The sequence below is a fragment of the Marinomonas sp. A3A genome (assembly GCF_018336955.1).
In the GTDB taxonomy this organism is placed as follows: domain Bacteria; phylum Pseudomonadota; class Gammaproteobacteria; order Pseudomonadales; family Marinomonadaceae; genus Marinomonas; species Marinomonas lutimaris.
This window is the reverse complement of the sequence record NZ_CP025532.1, coordinates 2863489-2883448: the sequence shown is the minus strand read 5'-3', so window position 1 is coordinate 2883448 and position 19960 is coordinate 2863489. Positions and strand designations below refer to the sequence as shown.

The following is a 19960-nucleotide window of genomic DNA, read 5'->3' as shown; positions in this document are numbered from 1 at the left end:
TAACATGAAAAAAAGAAGCGTGATTATACAGCATACGTTGAGATCACTAAACATTACGCGAAATTAGGTTGGAATTCTTGTTAATTCGTTCTCTGGTCCTTGTGGTGAAGTATATAAAACGAATGACGCGCCTGGCGATGAATTATACGCAGCGATTTTCCAACCATGAATCGAAGCAATTTCCAAGCAAATAGCCAAACCTAAACCTGCACCGCTGATTTTTTGCTTAGGTGCACGCCAAAAACGATCAAATAGCAATGCCATGTGTTGTTCGTCAATTCCTTCGCCATAATCTCTAATGACTAGTGCATTATTTGTGATAGTGATATCGACAGGGATGTCGGCTGGTGAGTGATAAATGGCATTCTCAATTAGATTTTTGAGTAGTATGAAAAGTGTACTGGGGTCTGCATTGAGGTGAATGCTTTTGGTATCATCATGTACTTGAATTGAGGTGTCATGTGTTTTAGCAAGGCGCGAGAGGTAATGTGTTACATCATAGACCACATCCATAAGCGCTACTTTTTGGAAAGCATAATTGTGTGATTCACGAACTTCAGCCAGATGCAGTAACTGGTGAATTTGGCGTGAGATATGATCAACGTCTTTTAGCATTATATTTTTAGAGTTGACTCCTTCAAGCATCTCTATTTCTCCGCGAATGAGTGATAAAGGTGTTTTTAGTTCGTGTGCGGCCGTTGCTAAAAATTCTTGCTGTACTTTGTATCCTTGCTCTAATCTCTCAAGTGCTGCATTTAATGCGCTGATGAGCGGTACTAATTCTTCTGGCATGCCTGTTATGGATAATCGTCCTTGTAGATTTTGCGGCGTGATCTTTGAGGCCACTTCTGATGCTCTTCTCAAGGGGTGCAACATGAAATGTATGGTAGCGATGACAGCGAAACAGACAATCAATAATGAGAGTAAGGAGACGAGTAAAACGGTTTTGGATATAGGCGAAATATTGGTTATTTGGAATACATCTAATAATCTCAAGCTTGTTGCTACTTGTAAGGTATAGCCATCGAAAGGTGTGTCGAGTGGTCTGTTTAGCGCGTAGAAAAACGCGTTGTGATGTGTAAAAGTAAAGTGAGTTGTGCGGGCATTGTAGGGCATATTATCTGTAGTAAATGGTTGAGAAGAATTGCTTGACGCAGAAAAAACGCCTCCGTCTTCATCGATAATTTGGTAAAAAATATCGTCTTTTAATGTGAGGTATATCCAGTTACTGCGTTCATTGTCTTCTTGTGAAATGTAAGGTTTTCCATGACTATCAATGACAATATCATCGACTATGAAGTCCACTTGTTTATTTAAAATATGCTCTATGAGAATGTTAGGATTGAGAACAAATAAATAAGTATAAGTACCGCTAACAAGCACAGTCAAAGCGGTAACAAAGGTGATAATTAGGCGAAATTTAAGACTATTCTTGATGATTCTGTTTAGACATAGCATAACCAAGCCCTCGAACATTGGAAATTATCAACTGCGATCCTACGTTGAACAGCTTGCGACGAATTCTGTGCAGTGCAACATCTAGTGCATTGGGCGTGACCGCTTGCGTTAATCCCCATGCGCCTTGTTCTAGCTTATTTCGATTGACCGTTGTGCCAGAGGATTGCATCAGTATGTGTAAAATTTGAACTTCGGCAGGGGCAAGAGCGACAGACTTAGTGCCGCATTTAAGTTGGGCATTATTGACATCTAGTGTTAGGTCTTCAAAAGTGGGCGAAAGAGACATTATATTAGCCGGTCTGCGAAGTAGAGCACGTACTCTTGCAACCAATTCATCCATGGCAAAGGGCTTAACTAGATAATCATCCGCACCGCTTTCTAAGCCTTCTATGCGGTCGTGTATAGCATTTCTAGCCGTTAAAATTAAGCAGGGAAGAGTGATGTGTTGTTGGCGTAATGAGTTTAGTAGGACCAATCCGTCGCCGTCTGGTAATCCTCTGTCTAGAATCAATAATCCATATTCTTGCATGTCCAGCGCGTGTTTAGCCGCGGCTAAGTTGGCGAAAATATCTAATTCAATGCTAACTTTTTGCAAGGCGACCGACACCATGTGAGCTAGGCGATCATTGTCTTCAACTAAGATGATTCGATTCATAAAAATAAACGGCTATGTAAAAATAAAAAACCTGCTTTAAAACGAATGATGTCATAAAGCAGGGCTGTTCTTCTTTTTAGCTTCTTGTTTTGGTCAAAGAAGCATTATTTAAAGCGATAAATATAGCCTAGATAAGCCGCTGCAGTCGTCTTCTTATCGACTAATGGGCTATCTTCAATTTCATCACCGAATTGTTTCACACTAACATCCAATGCTAATGACTGTTGTTTATCTAAAGCATAGTTAAAACGAACACCAGCATCTAAAACTGTTGTTGATTTACCATCGTATTGTGATCTGTTTGCATTTACTTCAGAGGATTTTACGCCATAGTAATAGTTAACGTATTTATCACTATACCATGTCGTGCCAATACTTGGTTCGACCTGCAGGCGCTCACTGATTCTAAAACCTTTCGATATTGAAACAGAGGCTTGTTGGCCTTCGCTGTTGTCCATTGCGTCTACTAGAGCTTCAAGTTTTAAATCAAACATAGGGTTACTCCACGTCATTGCTGGGCCAATCCAGAGACTTGAATCTCTGCTGTCCATGCCATCAAAAATATAAGAATCTGAGTCGTCATAACCATCACCTAAGGCATATTTTCCGCGTACGCTAAAGGTGGCGCTGTTCATATTGGCTACTTTAACGTCCAACGTGGTGCCGACAAGAGAAATCCAAGAATTATCAACAAACACAAGAGGCAATACTTCGAATTCATTATCGACGCCAATGTATTCCGAATCACTAAATCCACCCCCTAGACCCAAAGCGAATGACGTTGTGCCATCAGCCATTGCATAGCTCATAGGTAGGAAGGCCGATAAAAGTGACAGGCAACCGTAACGAGAAACGGTTTTATTTAGACTGCTCAATTTCTTCATGCTGGTGTTGTTTGCTTTTGTGTTCTCGATGAGAGGTCGCATTATTTTCTCCAATGACAATTAAAATATGGTGTTACTGTATGGGCTGAAACATTACTGGATACTTACGGGCTCAAACTTTTATGTAAGAGCCCTTAAATTCACTACTATTTGCTGTCTATTATGCGGTTGTGATTAGGCGCGTCGTGTTTAATCGACGATTTACCTTTGAATAAAGAGACGAATTTGTGCTCAATGTCGTGCATGTAGGTAAACACCACTGGGACAACCAACAAACTCAAAAGTGTGGAGGTAATGAGTCCACCAATCACCGCAATGGCCATAGGTTGCCGAAAGCTTGCGTCAGCGCCTAAACCAATGGCAATCGGCAGCATGCCGGCAATCATTGCCGCGGTGGTCATGATGATAGGGCGTGCCCTTTTGTGACAGGCATCGACCAAAGCGTCGTACATAGTTACCCCATGCTGTTTCATCGACATCACGGCATACTCCACCAGTAAAATAGAGTTTTTGGTGACAATCCCCATGAGCATAATTAAGCCAATCATCGATGGAATATCTAATTCACTGTCTGCTAACAATAAGGCAACAAAGGCGCCGCCCAACGATAAAGGAATGGCTGACAAGATGGTGATGGGCTGTAAAAAGTCTTTAAACAACAGAATCAGCACACACAATACACACAGCAACCCAGTAATAATCGCCGTGCTAAATCCCGAACTTAATTCGTTCATTAGTTCTGCATCACCCGCTTCCGTGAGGTGTACGTTATCAGGCAGTCCTTTGATAGTAGGTAACGCATAAACAGCACTGACCACATCGCCTAATGCGCGTCCATTGAGTTTTGCATTGATAGTAATAAAGCGCTCACGATCATATCGATCTATTTGTGATGGTCCGCTTTCAAAGGAAAGGGAAGCCACACTGGAAAGAGGAATAAGGCGTCCGTCACGTCCTGGCACACGCAGATTATTCAGTGTCTCCATATCGAGTCGATGGCTATCGGCCAACTGCACACGAATATAAACTTGTCGAGCATCCAAATTCAGCTTAGCAAGCTGAGAATCGTAATCACCACTGGTCGCAATGCGAATCGTATCGCCAATGGCGGACGTGGATACGCCAAGTTCTGCAGCACGCTGTAAATCCGGTCGCACAATGATTTCAGGGCGTTCTAAACTTGCTGTAGATTCAATGTTTGAGATGCCGCTTACACCACGTAGTTCTTTTAACAGACTGTCCGCATTGGCTTTAAGTGCAGCGTTGTCGTCACTGGCAAGAATGAGTGATAACTCTTGTCCTAGTCCACCGCCGACAGAAAACCTTGCACCCGGTACATTAATTAAAACGCTACGTAAGGTTTTCTCAATCTCACTTTGTGTCGCTCGCTCACCACGTTCTTTTAAGATCAACGTCAATTTACTTTTGCGGATATCGCCACTTGAGCCTTCGCCACCTGCAACACCAACGGTTGTAAATACGTGGTCAATGCCAGCAACTTCCATGAGTGCTTTTCTCGCCTCCTCTGATTTTTCCAACGTTGTATTGAAGGCGCTGCCTGGCGCGAGTTCAATATTGACACTGGTATACTTAGTATTAGAGGCAGGCATGAGCCCAGTATTTAACAGCGGCACTAAGGAAATAGAGGCGGCAAAAATCACAAAAGTAGCAATCAATGTGGTAAAGCGATGGGCTAAAGTCCACTGCACAATAGACAAGTAAAACGTCAGCAGCTTTCCTTGTTTTTTGTCTACTTTATGTGCTTTTGGTTTTAGCAAATAGGCTGCCATCATAGGCGTTAATAAGCGTGCGACCAACAAGGATGACAACACGGCGACCACCGCTGTCCAGCCAAACTGTTTGAAGAACAGTCCTGTTACACCACTCATCATGGCGGTTGGGGCGAATACCATAACAAGCGTCATGGTGGTTGCCATAACCGCTAAGGCGATTTCCGTAACAGCGTCTCCAGCGGCTTTCTTGATGTCTTTCCCCATGCTAGCGTGACGTTCGATGTTTTCTATTTCAACAATCGCGTCATCCACCAGAATGCCAACAATCACGGCAAGCGCGAGTAGGGTGAGTGTGTTTAATGAGTAATCAAGGAAATACATCGCGGCGAAAGTTGGCAAAATGGAGAGAGGTAATGCCGTTGCCGCTATTAGCGTCGCGCGCCAGTCACGTAGAAACCACCAAACAATCAATACTGCCAAAAAAGCGCCTTCGAACAGCATATTCATCGAGCCGGTATACTGCTCTTCGGTTTGAGAAACCTTGTCATACACCAACGTGAAATCCACTGCGTCTTTGGCTTTTAGATCTTCAAGTTCTTTTTTAATGCCCGCTGCGATTTTTGTCTCATCAAAGCCATTGGCTCGATAGACTTGGAAGCCTACGACGGCTTGGCCATCTAAAAGTGCTATTTGGCTGCGTTCTGCGGTTGTGTCTTGTACGTTGGCCACTTGGTCTAGTCGTAATTGACGGCCATCTGCCAGTACAATCGGGAAGGCGTTTAATTCTGCCGCTGTTTTCACGGTTGCTATGGTACGAACCGATTGCTCCATATTTCCCAGCTGCATTCTGCCGCCAGAAGATTCTAACTGGGCATTACTAAGGGCTTGGGACACATCACTTGCTGTCGCACCAAGTCCCGTTAATTTGGTCGGATCTAATCCAATGCGTATTTCTCGCTGTACACCACCCACTCGCTCAAAACGACCAAGTCCTGGCACACTCAAAACATGCTTGCTGATAGTATTGTCGATATACCAAGAGAGTGCTTCTTCGCTCATGCGCGGAGCACTGATTGCATAAGTGAGTAGAGTGTCAGTACCAACCGTTTCGGCGCTCACCGATGGTTCTAATAGATCATCTGGTAGATCAGAGCGAATACTGTCTAGTGCGTTTTTGGCCTCAATTAGCGCGTCGGAAAGGGATTTCTCTAAGATAAACTCAACGCGTATGTTAACAACACCGTCGGTGATCGCGGTTTGTATATGGCGAAGTCCAGACAAGGTTGCTAATGCATCTTCTGCTTTTCTAGCAACCTCTGTTTCAAGTTGAGCGGGAGCGGCACCTGGTTGCGATAACACAACTACAACAGTGGGCAATTGAATATCAGGAAATTCGGCAATAGAAAGTTGTTGGAAGCTTTTGATACCTGCGATGGATAATAAAACAAACAATAAAATCGTTGGGATAGGGTTTCGAATAGACCAAGTGGCGAAATTTTCAGTCAACTTGCTCATAGTGTCTCCTGCTTTTGCGATATTGCTGAGTCAATGCTTGATGTGCTTTCACTTACTACTTTTACAATATCGCCTTCGCTAAGAAAGCCAGCCCCTTGATTTATGACGGTAGCGTCGGCCTGTATTTTACCTGTGACTTCGACATAATCGCCTTGGCGGCGTGCTACTTCGACAGGGCGTTGTATCACTTGCTGAGTTGCTGCAACTAGCTCAAAGACATAGCTGCGGCCATCACGAATAACCACACTGGCTGCAGGCACAACAAGCGCCGATGTTTTATTAAGTTGAATATTACCAGTGGCAAACATACCGGCACGTGCTTTGCTGTTTGGCTCAATCGCCGCGTACGCTGTGATCATTCGGGTCTCTGGGTTCATCGTGGGTGAAATCTGGCGTACATACGCTGTCGCCGTACTGTTATTGGCAAGATCAAGTGTCACTTTTTGACCTACAGCTAGCTGAGTTGCTTGCATCGCAGTAAATTGACCATGCCATTCAATTCGATTGTCTCTAATGAGGCGAAACAATTCTTGTCCCACTGAGCCAATAGCACCAAGCGTCGCGGAGCGCGAACTAATAACGCCATCGTCAGGGGCAACAACATTGATATAGCTCAATTGCAGCGTGTTCGATGCGAGTTGAGCTTTAACCGCCGCTACTGCAGCGGCTGTGGTCTGTTTCTGGGTTTCGGCTTGTAACAAGTTTTGTCTGCTGATACCACCTGTTTGGCTAAGGGCGAAGGCTCTTTTGTAATCTACGTAAGCTTGTGTCACTAAAGCAGAGGCTTCATCGAGATTCGCTTTTAATAGGGCTCTTTCATTAATAAGGCTGGCGCTATTAAAGCGAGCAATAATTTGTCCTTTTTTTACTTGATCACCAACGTCAACTAAGACGTCTGCTAATTGTAATCCGGTAAGTTGGGCGCCAATAATGGCTTCCTGCCAAGCGACAATGTCTCCCGATGCTTGAAGGCTACTATGCCACTCTAGTGAGCGTACTTTTGACGTCGTCACAGTGAGTGCGGCTTCTGCTTTTATGATGTTGTCGGATGCTTGAACTGGCGACGAAAAATACAGTGCTGCAACTAGGCTACTGCTCGCCACTAGAGCGATAAGCAGCACATTTTTGTGTGTTGATATTTTTGTTGTCCCCCATCGCTTGGTAATACTCATTACGGTTATTCCTCTGTGCGGTTGTTAGGTAATACTGGCTAATTAAAGGTTTAGGTTAATTCGTTAACTCTTACCCAACACTTACTGGTGCTTTATTTAGTGTTCTATGGTGATGGTTTTTAAAGTGCGGCGTGATTGTTCTTCCACTCTGGCATTTTCTGATCGATAGCCCAGAGCGATCACAACTGGAATAACAGCGCCGCGAGGAAGATCGAGAAGTCTGCTTAATTTTGCAGCCGAAAAACCTTCCATCGGGCATGAATCAATGCCTTTTGCAGATGCTGCAAGCATTAAAGTTTGTGCTGCAAAGGTTGCGTTTCTGGCGGCCCAATGACGACTGCCCAAATGCCCAATTGGTAGTAAAGAAAGGCAAGGGCGTAACATCGATAGAAGTGAAACGATGGGTGTCCAGATTGGCAAACCACCTATTTTTAATATTTTGTCAAATTTGGTTAAAATTTTTCGATGATAGTCCTTTGATTTATCCGGCATGGTCGTTGAGCGATCAATGTTGGTAAGCTGCTCGACAATCGTCTGACGCGCATAGTCTGTATTGGCAACGATAACAATAATCTCAGCGGCGGTTGTAGCGGCTTTTTGACCGTTACAAAACTGAGCTACTTCGATTTTTTTAGCTGAATCTCTTACCCAATGGAATTGATATGGCTGAAGGTTAACGCTGGATGGCGCGAGTTGTGCTTCGGTTAGTATCGCGTAGATCTCGTCCTCTGATATTTGTTGACTGCTAAAATCTCTTATCGCTCTGCGATGATGGTTTATTGATTGGAAAATACCCCAGTTTAGTGAGTCTGTTTGCTTATTCATCTTGTTACTCTTTTTGTGTTGTCTTAGTGGTGGGTTGATTGATGTATCTGTTTTGTTGCTTATCTTGATGAATAAATAGTAAGCTATTACTTTAATTTTGAAAACTTGCATTCAGGAGCGTGTTTTGGACAACAAAAAAGAGCCCTCAAAGTCGCGTAAAATGCCTGTACAGAAGCGTTCTAAAGCAACCGTGGACGCTATTATTCAAGCTTCTACTTACATTTTGATGAAGTCAGGATGGGGCGGTTTTACGACAAACGCCATTGCAGAGCGAGCGGGCGTGAACATTAGTTCGTTGTACCAATTCTTTCCCAATAAAGAATCAATCGTTGCAGAATTGCAAAAACGGCATTCTGACGATATGCGCACAGACTTGTTGAATACCCTTAGTAATTTACCTGCTGGACTTACTTTTAGGGAAGTGCTTACGGAGATTATTGACGTGCTTGTTAAAAAGCACCAAATGGAGCCAGAGGTTCACAAAGTCCTTAATAAAGAAATTCCGTTTACGGTGAGGTCCGTTTTAGACGAAGCAACCGAATTGCGTGATCGGCTTTTATTTATCTTAGAACCTCACATGGTGAATGTGCCAGACCGAAAACTGTCGATTTATATTATTGGTGTGTCTATTGATGCGGTGATAAATGAAGTGATATCCAGTCGACCCCATATGCTCTCGGAAGCAGCTTTAACAACGGAGTTGGTGACTTTATTGGAGCGTTTTTTGGTTCGACCTGTTTAGAAAAGGTGCGAACATGCTCTCTTGTTTTGGGCCTTTCAGAGAAAATGTTATGTGTTTCTTTGAAAGGTACCTACATTCCTTCCTTCAAATTCGTACTTTCCTTAGCTTAAACGCTTTTCTCAGGGTTCTTTTTCGATTAGCTAATGTCTTTAGTATGTTTCAGTAAATAATTGATAAGGCCGTTAGTTTTGTAGTTTAAACACGAAGTGTGAATCATATGCTTATATTTTTGATATTGATAAACAATTTGAATTCAATATGCTGATATGCAGTACTGCTAAAGATCAAAATAAAAAGCGAGATATTCAGAATGAATCAGCCAAAAACACTATATGACAAACACATAGACTCTCATACTGTTTGCAGACTTGATGATAAGGGACATGTTCTTTTATATGTTGATCGTCAAGTTGCCAATGAATACACAAGTCCACAAGCTTTCAGTGGACTAAGAGAGGCAAATCGAGAGGTGTGGCGACCCTCGGCTACATTGTGTGTAGTGGATCATGTCAATCCTACGTCACCTAATCGCATTGCGGCTATTACAGATCCAGGTGGGGCGAATCAAGTTACTTACTTTGAAAAAAACTGTAAGGACTTTGGTCTAGAGCTTTTTGATGTGTTGGATAGCAGGCAAGGAATCGAGCATGTAGTGGCTCCTGAGCAAGGATTTATTTTACCCGGGATGGTGGTAGCAGCAGGAGACAGCCACACAACAACTTATGGGGCTTTAGGTGCCTTTGGGTTTGGCATTGGCACATCGGAAATTGAACATTTACTTGCTACTCAGACTTTAGTTTATAAACGGCTAAAAACCATGTTGGTTTATGTACATGGCGACATGTCTGAAAACATTACTTCTAAAGATATCATTATGGCACTTATTCGTAACATTGGTGCCTCTGGAGCAACGGGTTATGCTATCGAATTTTCAGGTCCTGTTATCAATTCATTAAGTGTTGAAGCGAGAATGACCATTTGTAACATGGCCGTTGAAGCGGGTGCTCGTGGTGCATTTATGGCTCCCGATGAAAAGGTATTTCAATATTTAGTAGATAAACCTAGAGTTCCTAAAGGTGAGCTTTGGAAAAAAGCTGTTGATAAATGGCGCCATTTAGCAAGTGATCCCGGAGCATCATTTGATTTAACAGTAGATCTTAATGTAACTGATTTGTCTCCGATGGTCACTTGGGGAACCAGTCCTGATCAAGCAATTATGATCTCGGAAAGTATTCCAGATCCTTTAACTGAACAAGATGAAGTGAAAAGACTTGGTATGCAAAGAGCACTTCAATATATGGACTTAACTGCTGGTTGTCCTATTTCGGAAGTGAAAATTAGTCATGCCTTTATAGGTTCGTGTACTAATGCTCGTATTGAAGATTTAAGGGATGCAGCCCGTATTGTTGGAGAGCAAAAAGTCGCAAAAGGCGTAAGAGCTATTATTGTTCCGGGTTCTACTAAAGTCCGAATGCAAGCTGAACAAGAAGGCATCGCTGACATATTTATTAAAGCAGGATTTGAATGGCGTCAATCAGGTTGCTCTATGTGTCTTGCTATGAATGATGATGTACTAGAGCCAGGAGATCGTTGTGCTTCAAGTACCAATCGAAACTTTGAAGGTCGTCAGGGGGCTGGGGCTAGAACTCACCTTATGAGTCCTGCAATGGTTGCAGCTGCAGCTATCTCTGGACACCTTACCAGCATTCAACTACATAATGGAGCATGATATGGATTCTAAATCTTTAATTTCTTATGATGGTATTGCGGCTCCATTAATGACCGCGAATGTAGATACAGATGTAATTATGCCTAAGCAGTTTTTAAAAGGAATTGATCGTAGTGGCCTAGATAAAGGCGTGTTTTTTGATCTTCGTTTTTTGAAAAATGGCTCACCTAATCCAGATTTTATTTTGAATAAAGCTCCTTGGGATGATTCAAGTATTCTTGTTGTTGGTGAAAACTTTGGATGTGGATCTAGTCGTGAGCATGCTGTATGGGGACTGAAGCAATTGGGGATAAAGGCTATTATCGGTACGACCTTTGCGGGAATATTCTTTGATAATTGTCAACGTAATGGTGTGTTGCTAGTTCAATTGAAGGCTGAAGAAGTTAAAAAAATAGGTGAGATAATTCAGTCGGAAATTTTCTCTTTTTTGAGTATTAACTTAGAAAAGCAGGAAGTATTAATGGCTGATAAATCCCGTTTTTTATTTGATATAGACCCATTACGAAAAGAGCAGCTAATTTTAGGATTAGATGCTATAGATACTACGTTACAGAAGGAGTTGGAAATAAAGAAGTTTGAAGAGCAGCACTTACTTGATAATCCTTGGCTAATATAAGTTGTAAAGGTCGCCTTATTTTTATGGCGACCTCTTCTAAATAGATAGGGTTTTAAAATGTTCTTCAAGAAATTCCACGCAAACGCGCAGTTTAGCTGAATTAGATAGCCTTGTTGGGTATATTGCCCATACGTTAGCATCTTGACTATATTCTGTAAGGACTTGTACTAAAGAGCCATCATCTAAAAATGGTTTTACATCCCATAAAGAGCGTAAAATTAGCCCTCGTCCATGTAAGGCCCACTGCAATACAATCTCTCCATTATTTGAAGATAATGAACCATTTATTTTAATGGTTTTCTGCTCATCATTACTACTAACTAACCAAACACCAAAAGGGTTATTTCTTTCTTTTATTACTAGACAGTTATGATGAGTTAGTTCATCAATATTTTTGGGCTCACCATATTTTGATATATATTTAGGAGAGGCACATATTACGCGTTTGTTACTAATTAGCTTTTTGCATATATGTTGTTCTGGTAAATCATTGCCTATTCGAATTTCAAGATCAAAACCTTCACTGATGAGGTCAATAGATTTATCTGAAACTTCTAATCTAATATCTAATTCTGGATATTTTTCTGCCAAATCAGAGACTGCGGGAGCAACATGATTACGACCAAAACCAAATGTACTGGTGATATAAATATGCCCTCTAGGAGTGAGCTTTGATAATGATAAATCATCCACAAAATCGTTCAGATCTCCTAAAAGGCGAGTGGCCCACAGCCTTGCTTTTTCACCATCGTCTGTTAATGCTAATCGCCTAGTGGATCGATGTAATAATTTAGTTTGAAGCGTCGTTTCTAAGACTTGAATGCGCTTGCTAATATAGGCTGGAGAAACGCCGAGTTCATCGGCTGCCCCTGCAAAACTTTGTTTGCGAATCACTGTAATAAAAACGCGTAAGTCCTCAGGTAATGGCCATTGTTCACGAATTGTGTTTTTATAAGTCATAAAATACCCATTAATTTATGTTTTAGGTTGCTATATTATAGATTTTGCTTGCTTATGGTAAGTGAAATATCAACTATAAAAACAAAAGGTATTTGAAAATGTCAAACTCACTTAGAAAAACCTGAACTAAATTAGTAATTTAATGTTTTTATTCTTATTTCAATTATAAGTTTATTTGATTTATAGGTCAGGTTTTTATGAAAGTTAATTTAATTTCGAACTCTATATTTAATCAAAAAATATATGGTCTTCCATGGCAGTATTTTTTTTGTATTTCTGCTCTTCTTATCGTTTCCATTTATTTAGAAGTTATTCCTGCTGGTTTAACTGGAAGTTTATTGGTTATGCTTGTGTTTGGTGAGGTTTTGGGTTTTGTAGGTGATAGAGTGCCTATATTGAAATCTTATCTAGGTGGTGGTGTTATTTTAGCTATTTTTGGTGCCGCATCTCTTGTTTATTTTAATGTGCTGCCTTCTAAGATAAGCGAAAACATTACTAATTTTATGAAAGTTGGTGGTTTTTTGAATTTCTATATTGTTGCCCTAATAGCGGGCAGCATTTTAGGTATGGACTCTAAAGCACTAATTAAAATAGGTGGAAGGTATTTTATCCCAATTATTGGGGCTACCTTATGTGCAGTTTTTTTTGCGACTATCGTAGGTGCGTTCTTCAGTTACTCTTTACAAGATTCTGTTTTGGTTATTGCATTGCCTATCATGGGCGGAGGGATGGGAGCTGGTGCAATACCAATGAGTCAAGTATATGAGCAATTGTTAGGTCAGCCCGCCAGTTATTATATTTCCCTTCTTGTTCCAGCTTTAGCTCTTGGTAATGTTTTCTCCATTATTATAGCAAGTCTTTTAAATAAGTTAGGAGAGAAAATTCCTACATTAAGTGGACAGGGTAAAATAATGTCAGGAATAAGTATTGATGAAGAGGAGCAAAAACTAGATTTAAGGAAAATGGGGATAGGATTAGTGGTTGCTATTGCTTTCTATCTTTTAGGGTCTATATTAAGTACTTTCATACCTCTTCATACTTACGCATTAATGATTATAGTGGTAGCAATCGCTAAAGTCTTTAATCTTGTTCCCAAGATTATTACCGATTCATCGTCTCAGTGGTTTAGTTTTGTTGCTAAGAATTTAACTTTGGCTCAGCTTTTTGGTATTGGTATTGCTTATACAAATCTTGAAACCGTGATCAATGCGTTATCAATTGAATATATTACTATCGTTTTTGCAGTTGTGCTGGGGGCCGCTTTTGGTGCTGGACTGTTCGGACGTTTAGTTGGTTTTTATCCAATAGAGTCAGCTATTACTGCAGGATTATGTATGGCAAATATGGGAGGCACGGGGGATGTTGCAGTTCTTTCTGCCGCAAAAAGAATGAATTTAATGCCTTTTGCGCAAATTAGTTCTCGATTGGGTGGGGCTTTCATCTTATTGTTATCTGGGATGATTGTTAGCTTCTTTTTATAAATTAATTGAGCCCTGCATAACAAGAACTTTATTTGTGAAAGTATGATATGTAGGGCTACTTTGATCTTAACTATATTATTGAAAAATCCGCCATTTTTTCTTGTGCTTTACGGCTTTCAGGGAAAAATAAGATTGGCCAGTCATGCATCAAATCTTCATGCTCTTCATACAGTATGTTTGGTAGGTTTGATTTGAGTGTACGAGTATCCGTTACCAAAATATCGTTACCGCCACCAAATACCAACAATGGTGGTAGATTCGACCAATTGTCCTTAAGTGGGTTAGCACGAAGATCATTTTGGCCTACATCACCAACGTACATGTCTCCTGCTGCGCGTAAGCCTTTTATGGATAAGATGGCGTCATGTGGTTCTATTACTCGTTGTTCAGGGTGATCAGGAGTGAGCTTTAACCAAGGGCTGATCAAAATGGCTTTGTCTGGCATTGGGACACCATGATTTCTTGCAGCGATTAAAGTCGCTGCAGCCAGTCCGCCACCGGCTGAGTCTCCCGCTACAATGCGTTGCTTCATTCTTGGTTGAGCCATCCAATAACGCATGAAACTAAGTGCGAAATCGGTAACGCATGCCACGGTTGAGTGTGGAGCGAGAGGGTAAAGTGGCACGGTAATATGCCAACCATAAATAGCGGCCATGCGTGCTAAAAAATCCCAATGGGCGGAGGTAGGCGGGTAGATATAAGCACCGCCATGCCAATAAAGAACATGTGCTTTTATCGCTTGATCATTGGGGGTGAGAGTCCAGACAGTATGTCCTTGAAAAGCGCTTTCTTCTATTAGGCAGGCTCTATGATTCTTGGCTGAGGGCCCATTTGCGCTGTTGAGCTGCTTTGCTTGAAAACCTGCAAAGTCAGACATATCTGTAGGTAAACGACGGAAAAAACCTGTTTTTCCCATTACATAGCTAATGACTCTTGCGGTTACACTGGCCATTTTTTATTCCTCTTGCTTTGAAATAAGAGATAGAACTAGACTAAATTAACTGTCTAGTTCTATTGTTACATTGGTTAAAAGCGATACAAATAACCTAACGTGATTTTGTTGGTTGTAGAGCTATCAACAAGCGGGCTATCTTGAATCTCATCAGCAAGGAAAGTGACGCCTACGTCGAGTAAAACAGATTGCTGTTTATCGACAATATAGGTTGCTCGTGCGCCTAGCTCGGTATTGATGGCGGCATCACCTTGATGGGCTGCGCGATCAGAGTTGGCTTCACTGTTTTTAACACCGAAGTAATAATCGACGTATTTATCATTCATCCAAGAAGTCGTAAAGCGTGGTGTTAACATGACTTTTGGTGTCACCCGCCATGTTTTTTCTAGGCCAATATTGACCATTTGTCCGTCACTGTCTCCGGATGTATCCGCTTGCCAATCGGTGCTAACATCAATGAATTCGTTATGCCATGTTACTTTTGCCCCTGTCCAAAGCCCTCCTTTACGTTTATCCATACCATCCAGAATGTCTGCGTCATCGGATTCGTAGCCGCTGCCATCAAGGCGTGCAAGAAGGCGAAAATCAAGATTTTGTGAGTCTGTGATAGGTTGGTTGTAGACCTTTAACTCAGCACTTAAACCGAATACCCGTATCCAATCGTTTTCGATATAAACTAATGGAAGGGCAAGATTGTCTCTATCCATATTGGTGTAAGGTTTTTGTGAGCTCATAGCCCCAACTCCCAATCCCCATTTTGTTTGGCTGGTGGCGGCATCTGCACTAGTTTGGTTATTGGTGTTTTCTGCTTGCGCTGCGAAAGGCGTTAGTAAAGCAAAAACCATTGCAAAGCCTGTGATCTGTTTTGCGCTAATAAACCTGTTGGTATTACTAAAATTTGAAAATAGCATGTCTTATTCCTCTAAAAATATGTGTGTTTGTTTGTCGTTCTGATCAAGATAAGGCAACCCAAATAGAGATTCCGCTCATCAGTAAAATAAAGAACGCATGTTTAAGGGCATGAATTGCCCCCATTGCAGAGCTAACAACATAGAAATCGAGTGAAGCAATTAAAGCGATACCTGCAAAAACGGCGACTAGAGCGCCTCTCATACCAGTAAGGGCTGCGAAAATAGCAATGAGGCTGATGGCAATGTTTCGTGACCCTACTGCTTGGACAAAATACAGTCCATCTGGGCTAGTAAGAGGGATTCCAAACGTTGCATCCCATCCCGCAGGAGACAGAACCTCAAGTATTCCAATGCTCAGCCAAACGAGCGCAACCGTAATGGTGATGATACGTGCTGATAATGACGGTGCTTTTAGGTTGGTAAACCTTTTTAAATGTGGCATATCATGCTCCTAGTTTACTGATTGAGTGACGAAAAACGATCTGAGTTACATTCCCGCGCGTTGACGTGTAATTTCTTGGATGGCGCTCCAGTCTTTGTCTTCCATTCCTTGCTCGATCGCCATGTCCATTTTGTTCGCTATAACACTGGCTATGTCGAGAGGGCATTGAACAGAAGAGGCGGCATCCAGCATCAAAGCAAGATCTTTTCTGCCCGCCGTCATAGTGAAGCCTGTGCCACTGTTGGTATCGCGTTTAAAAATTTTATCGACGTATACTTTCACACCAGGCAAAGGAAGTATTTTTTCTAAGAAAAACGCCAGATTTTCGCGTGGCACTCCAAGCTTTTCACCGAAGGTAAAACATTCGCCCATGGATTCAATGAGTGACGCGACAAAAAAGTTAATACAAAGCTTCTGACTGTTGGCAGTGCTTGCAGGACCGGACAAACACATGATTTGTTCTGCAAATACACCGCAAGTGTTTTTTGCTACCGCAACGGCACTTTCGTCACCAGCCAAAAACTGCACCAGTTTCCCCGCCGCAGAGGCGTCCGGACGTCCGACAACAGGGCCAGAAACATAACGAGTGCCATGAGCGTCATGCAGTGCTTGCAGTTGATCGGCATAGAGTGGGGAAATAGTCGTTACACACAAATGGATACTGTTTTTCTTCATTGCTGACAAAACAGGGCTTTGGTAGTGGAACAAGGCAGCGATGGATTTATCATCCAATAAGCTTGTAATAACAATATCAGCATCTTCAACGGCGTCAGATGGGCTGTTTGCCACCCGAGCACCTAATGACGCAAAAGGGAGAGCTTTGTCCTGGCTGCGATTCCATACAGTTAATGAATGCTCACCAGATTCGGCTAAACGAGTTGCCATGCCAGTACCCATTCGTCCAAGTCCTAAAAAGGCAATTTTCATAATATAGTCTCCTAATGTCGTTGTTTGTTGTGACACTTAAACCTAAGCAAAGCATCGAATGTAGGGATATAATATGAGTATTGCTCATATTTAAATACTCGCATTTTTATACTTATAGAGGTTTGCATGAAGGAAGATCAAGCTATTGATCCATATAGAAAAAAACCAAAACAAGTGCGTTCTGAAGAAACCATAGAAGTCATTTTTGAAGCGGCTGCTCGGATTTTACAGACAAAAGGTTTGGATAAATTTAATACAAATGCCATTGCTGGGCTGGCTGGCATTAGTATTGGCACCTTGTACCAATACTTTCCGAATAAAAACGCCATTTTGGTGGCGTTAGCAAGACGAGAGCTGGGAAAAGTAAGCGGCGTTATTATTAAAAATATCACAGCTGAGTACGCTTCTAATGAGAATGAGTTAGCACGTGTGGTTGTTCGTTCCTTATTGAAAGCCTTTGGTGGACGTCAGCGAGCACGAAAGGTATTAATCGAAGCTTTGGTTGCCAATGGTTTGTCACAAGAGCTTTCGCGACCGATTGACGATGTGATGCAAGCCATTTTTGCTCAAAAAACGCAACTGCAAACTCAGCATTTCAAGACCATGACACCAGTGGGTTTATACGTTATGACTCGTGCAGTCATTGGCACAATTCGCTCTGTCGTGATGGAACAATCGGACTATTTAGGGACAGAGGAGTTTGAAGAAGAGCTGGTGAGATTATTTCTATATTGCATGCGCAAAAATATCTAATTGATTAGATATAGGGACTAATTAATAACTAAGTAGTCTGCGAGCCATTGCCGAAAGGCTTTTAAGACAGGATGATCTTTTTTCTCTGGAGAATATAATAAATAATAATAGCGTTGAGTCGATAAACCTGAGAAAGGTAACTCGATCAGCTCCTTATTATTTAACTCATTTTCTACCAAGCAGCGAGCAATCAGGCCAAGACCTATTCCCATAACTGCAGCTTGAATAAGGTGGATAGTCGTTTCAAATTGTGGTCCAGCTAAGGTGCCTTTTGTGTTTATGTTGTGTTGGACTGCTAGTTCTCTCCATGCCTCAGATCTTGCCATTATGTGTAGCAGTCTATGAGTAAATAAGTCTTCTATGTTCCTTATGGGGGTGATCTCTAATAATTTAGGGCTTCCAACTATGATCATATCCTCAATAATGATTCGCTCGGACATTAACCCTACATATGGCTCTACTCCGACATTTATTGTTGCATCAAGTCCAGTGTCTTTAAGTTCGTATTCGCCCACACGAGAATGAATGTGAATGGCCATGTTTGGGTGTTGTTGGTAAAACCCCGCAAGTTTAGGAATTAACCATTTAGATGCGAAAGTAGGTAGTGCGCCTAAATTTAATTGACCTTCCTCACCACCATGAAAAGCAAGTGCTCTTGTGCTTGCTCCTCTAATCCTTGCCAGCGCGGGTGCTATATCGAGTGCATACCTACGACCTACTTCAGTTAGCTCTACATGTCTTCCTGATCGTAAAAATAGCGGTAAACCTAGCGCACTTTCTAGCGCCATGATTTGCCTACTAATTGCTCCTTGAGTTAAGGATAGTTCATTGGCTGCTTGGGTGAAGCTGCCAAGACGAGCTGATGCCTCAAAAGCCATGAGCATGGAAAGTGAAGGCGTAATTTTTCTTAAATTCATTATTACAATAACTCATTAAATGAATGATTTTTAATCGTTTTAGTATGCCTACAATGCATGTATAGAATGATTGAGTATTTATTAAAACAATATTTTTAATATAAAGGAGATTACATGTTCCATAGAAACTTATCACATATTTTATGTCTAGACGATTTTGAAGAAGTGGCGCGACGACATCTTCCTAAGCCATTATTTGGCTATGTAAGCGGAGCAACTGAAACTAATTTATCTTTACGAAATAACCTTATGAGCTTTCAAGAATGGAACTGGATTCCACATGTTCTTAATGACGTGTCAAAACGTCATACATCCATTAAGCTTTTTGATCAAACTTTTAGTGCCCCCTTTGGTATTGCTCCAATGGGTATTTCAGCGCTGACAGCATATCGTGGCGATCTGCAGTTGGCGATGGCATCTCAAGCTCAAAATATTCCAATGATAATGAGTAGTTCCTCTTTAATTAGCATGGAAGAGGTAGCGGAAAAAGCAGAGCAATCCTGGTTTCAGGCTTACTTGCCACGTGGTGCTGAGTCAGCACTAGCATTAGTTGATCGAGTTAATCATGCAGGCTTTAAAACTATGGTCGTGACAGTAGACTCTTCTGTTGTGCCAAATAGGGAAAACAATGTACGCAATCGTTTCAAGACGCCTTTGGAACCTGATTTACGTTTACTTTGGGATGGGGTAACTCATCCAAAATGGGCTATAGGAACTTTGCTTCAAACTATAGTAAGGCACGGCATGCCATATTTCGAAAATGTTGGAGCAGAAAGAGGAACAGCATTAATAGCAAAGCATGTAGAAAGGGACTTTTCAGGTCGAGAGCACTTAGATTGGGAAATCATTAGGGACATTCGCTCATTTTGGGATAAGCCGCTTGTTTTAAAAGGTATTGTAAATGTCGAGGATGCGTTAAAAGCTAAGAGCGTGGGTGTTGATGGTATTATTCTTTCTAATCACGGGGGGAGGCAATTGGATGGCACTATATCTCCTATGCGTGTTTTGGAAAGAATACGCGATGCAGTAGGCGATTCTATGGTAATTATGATAGATAGTGGGTTTCGTAGAGGGACGGACGTCTTGAAGGCTATTGCTCTGGGGGCCGACTGTGCGTTTATTGGTCGCCCTTTTAATTATGCTGCATCAATAGGTGGATATGATGGTGTTATCCATGCAATCCAATTGTTAAAGTCTGAGCTTTATGCTGATCTTGGCTTACTTGGTGTGAATACTCTTGGGGACTTAAATGCTCAATACCTCGAACGGATTTAACCACTTGTAGCGT

General features: G+C 41.7%; 18 protein-coding genes. 6 read left to right on the top strand and 12 right to left on the bottom strand.

Annotation, left to right across the window (positions count from 1 at the left end; translation table 11 throughout):
- Positions 1–63: 63 nt before the first annotated feature.
- The 6 genes from CYL31_RS13475 to CYL31_RS13450 all read right to left on the bottom strand — a co-directional run bounded on the left by CYL31_RS13475 (position 64) and on the right by CYL31_RS13450 (position 8242).
- Positions 64–1458, bottom strand: coding sequence for a sensor histidine kinase (locus CYL31_RS13475; protein WP_212915722.1), 1395 nt, complete (start codon positions 1456–1458; stop codon positions 64–66).
- Positions 1427–2113, bottom strand: a complete 687-nt coding sequence (locus tag CYL31_RS13470) for a response regulator (protein WP_212915721.1) — start codon at positions 2111–2113, stop codon at positions 1427–1429. The genes CYL31_RS13475 and CYL31_RS13470 overlap by 32 nt, the downstream gene beginning before the upstream one ends.
- A gap of 104 nt (positions 2114–2217) precedes the next feature.
- Positions 2218–3039: a MipA/OmpV family protein gene (locus CYL31_RS13465; RefSeq protein WP_212915720.1), complete on the bottom strand. Its 822-nt coding sequence runs from the start codon at positions 3037–3039 to the stop codon at positions 2218–2220.
- Positions 3040–3143: 104 nt separating this feature from the next.
- Positions 3144–6245 (bottom strand): efflux RND transporter permease subunit, encoded by a 3102-nt coding sequence (locus tag CYL31_RS13460; protein ID WP_249411581.1) that lies wholly within the window; start codon positions 6243–6245, stop codon positions 3144–3146.
- On the bottom strand, positions 6242–7417 hold the full coding sequence (locus CYL31_RS13455; protein WP_212915719.1) for an efflux RND transporter periplasmic adaptor subunit: 1176 nt from the start codon (positions 7415–7417) through the stop codon (positions 6242–6244). Before CYL31_RS13455 ends, CYL31_RS13460 begins: the two co-directional genes overlap by 4 nt.
- Positions 7418–7513: 96 nt before the next feature.
- The gene (locus CYL31_RS13450; protein WP_212915718.1) at positions 7514–8242 is read right to left on the bottom strand and encodes a nitroreductase family protein; all 729 of its coding nucleotides are present in this window, start codon (positions 8240–8242) and stop codon (positions 7514–7516) included.
- Positions 8243–8366: 124 nt separating this feature from the next.
- On the opposite strand from CYL31_RS13450, the gene CYL31_RS13445 reads away from it, so the two are divergent.
- The 3 genes from CYL31_RS13445 to leuD all read left to right on the top strand — a co-directional run bounded on the left by CYL31_RS13445 (position 8367) and on the right by leuD (position 11329).
- Entirely contained in the window at positions 8367–8984 is a 618-nt protein-coding gene (locus tag CYL31_RS13445; RefSeq protein WP_212915717.1) for a TetR/AcrR family transcriptional regulator, read from the top strand.
- A 310-nt stretch (positions 8985–9294) separates the two neighbouring features.
- The gene (gene leuC / locus CYL31_RS13440) at positions 9295–10713 is read left to right on the top strand and encodes a 3-isopropylmalate dehydratase large subunit (RefSeq protein WP_212915716.1); all 1419 of its coding nucleotides are present in this window, start codon (positions 9295–9297) and stop codon (positions 10711–10713) included.
- A gap of 1 nt (position 10714) precedes the next feature.
- Complete coding sequence (leuD, locus tag CYL31_RS13435; RefSeq protein ID WP_212915715.1) at positions 10715–11329, top strand: 3-isopropylmalate dehydratase small subunit; 615 nt, start codon at positions 10715–10717, stop codon at positions 11327–11329.
- Positions 11330–11365: 36 nt separating this feature from the next.
- Here the strand turns inward: leuD and CYL31_RS13430 are convergent, their stop codons facing one another.
- Positions 11366–12289 (bottom strand): LysR substrate-binding domain-containing protein, encoded by a 924-nt coding sequence (locus CYL31_RS13430; protein ID WP_212915714.1) that lies wholly within the window; start codon positions 12287–12289, stop codon positions 11366–11368.
- Positions 12290–12486: 197 nt separating this feature from the next.
- Here CYL31_RS13430 and CYL31_RS13425 point away from each other — a divergent pair, with 197 nt between their 5' ends.
- Positions 12487–13770, top strand: a complete 1284-nt coding sequence (locus CYL31_RS13425) for a 2-hydroxycarboxylate transporter family protein (protein ID WP_212915713.1) — start codon at positions 12487–12489, stop codon at positions 13768–13770.
- A gap of 70 nt (positions 13771–13840) precedes the next feature.
- Here the strand turns inward: CYL31_RS13425 and CYL31_RS13420 are convergent, their stop codons facing one another.
- The 4 genes from CYL31_RS13420 to CYL31_RS13405 all read right to left on the bottom strand — a co-directional run bounded on the left by CYL31_RS13420 (position 13841) and on the right by CYL31_RS13405 (position 17002).
- Positions 13841–14722 carry an alpha/beta hydrolase fold domain-containing protein gene (locus tag CYL31_RS13420; RefSeq protein ID WP_212915712.1) on the bottom strand — a complete coding sequence of 294 codons (882 nt, stop codon included), beginning with the start codon at positions 14720–14722 and terminating at the stop codon, positions 13841–13843.
- A gap of 74 nt (positions 14723–14796) precedes the next feature.
- Positions 14797–15633, bottom strand: a complete 837-nt coding sequence (locus tag CYL31_RS13415) for a MipA/OmpV family protein (protein WP_212915711.1) — start codon at positions 15631–15633, stop codon at positions 14797–14799.
- A 43-nt stretch (positions 15634–15676) separates the two neighbouring features.
- Positions 15677–16075: a DUF4267 domain-containing protein gene (locus CYL31_RS13410; RefSeq protein ID WP_212915710.1), complete on the bottom strand. Its 399-nt coding sequence runs from the start codon at positions 16073–16075 to the stop codon at positions 15677–15679.
- 45 nt (positions 16076–16120) lie between these two features.
- Positions 16121–17002, bottom strand: coding sequence for an NAD(P)-dependent oxidoreductase (locus CYL31_RS13405; protein ID WP_212915709.1), 882 nt, complete (start codon positions 17000–17002; stop codon positions 16121–16123).
- 126 nt (positions 17003–17128) lie between these two features.
- Here CYL31_RS13405 and CYL31_RS13400 point away from each other — a divergent pair, with 126 nt between their 5' ends.
- A complete protein-coding gene (locus tag CYL31_RS13400) occupies positions 17129–17755 on the top strand; it encodes a TetR/AcrR family transcriptional regulator (protein ID WP_212915708.1) in 627 nt (208 codons plus the stop codon).
- Positions 17756–17772: 17 nt separating this feature from the next.
- Here CYL31_RS13400 and CYL31_RS13395 read toward each other — a convergent pair whose 3' ends face one another.
- Positions 17773–18672: a LysR substrate-binding domain-containing protein gene (locus CYL31_RS13395; RefSeq protein WP_212915707.1), complete on the bottom strand. Its 900-nt coding sequence runs from the start codon at positions 18670–18672 to the stop codon at positions 17773–17775.
- Positions 18673–18786: 114 nt separating this feature from the next.
- On the opposite strand from CYL31_RS13395, the gene CYL31_RS13390 reads away from it, so the two are divergent.
- On the top strand, positions 18787–19947 hold the full coding sequence (locus tag CYL31_RS13390; RefSeq protein ID WP_212915706.1) for an alpha-hydroxy acid oxidase: 1161 nt from the start codon (positions 18787–18789) through the stop codon (positions 19945–19947).
- Positions 19948–19960 lie beyond the last annotated feature (13 nt).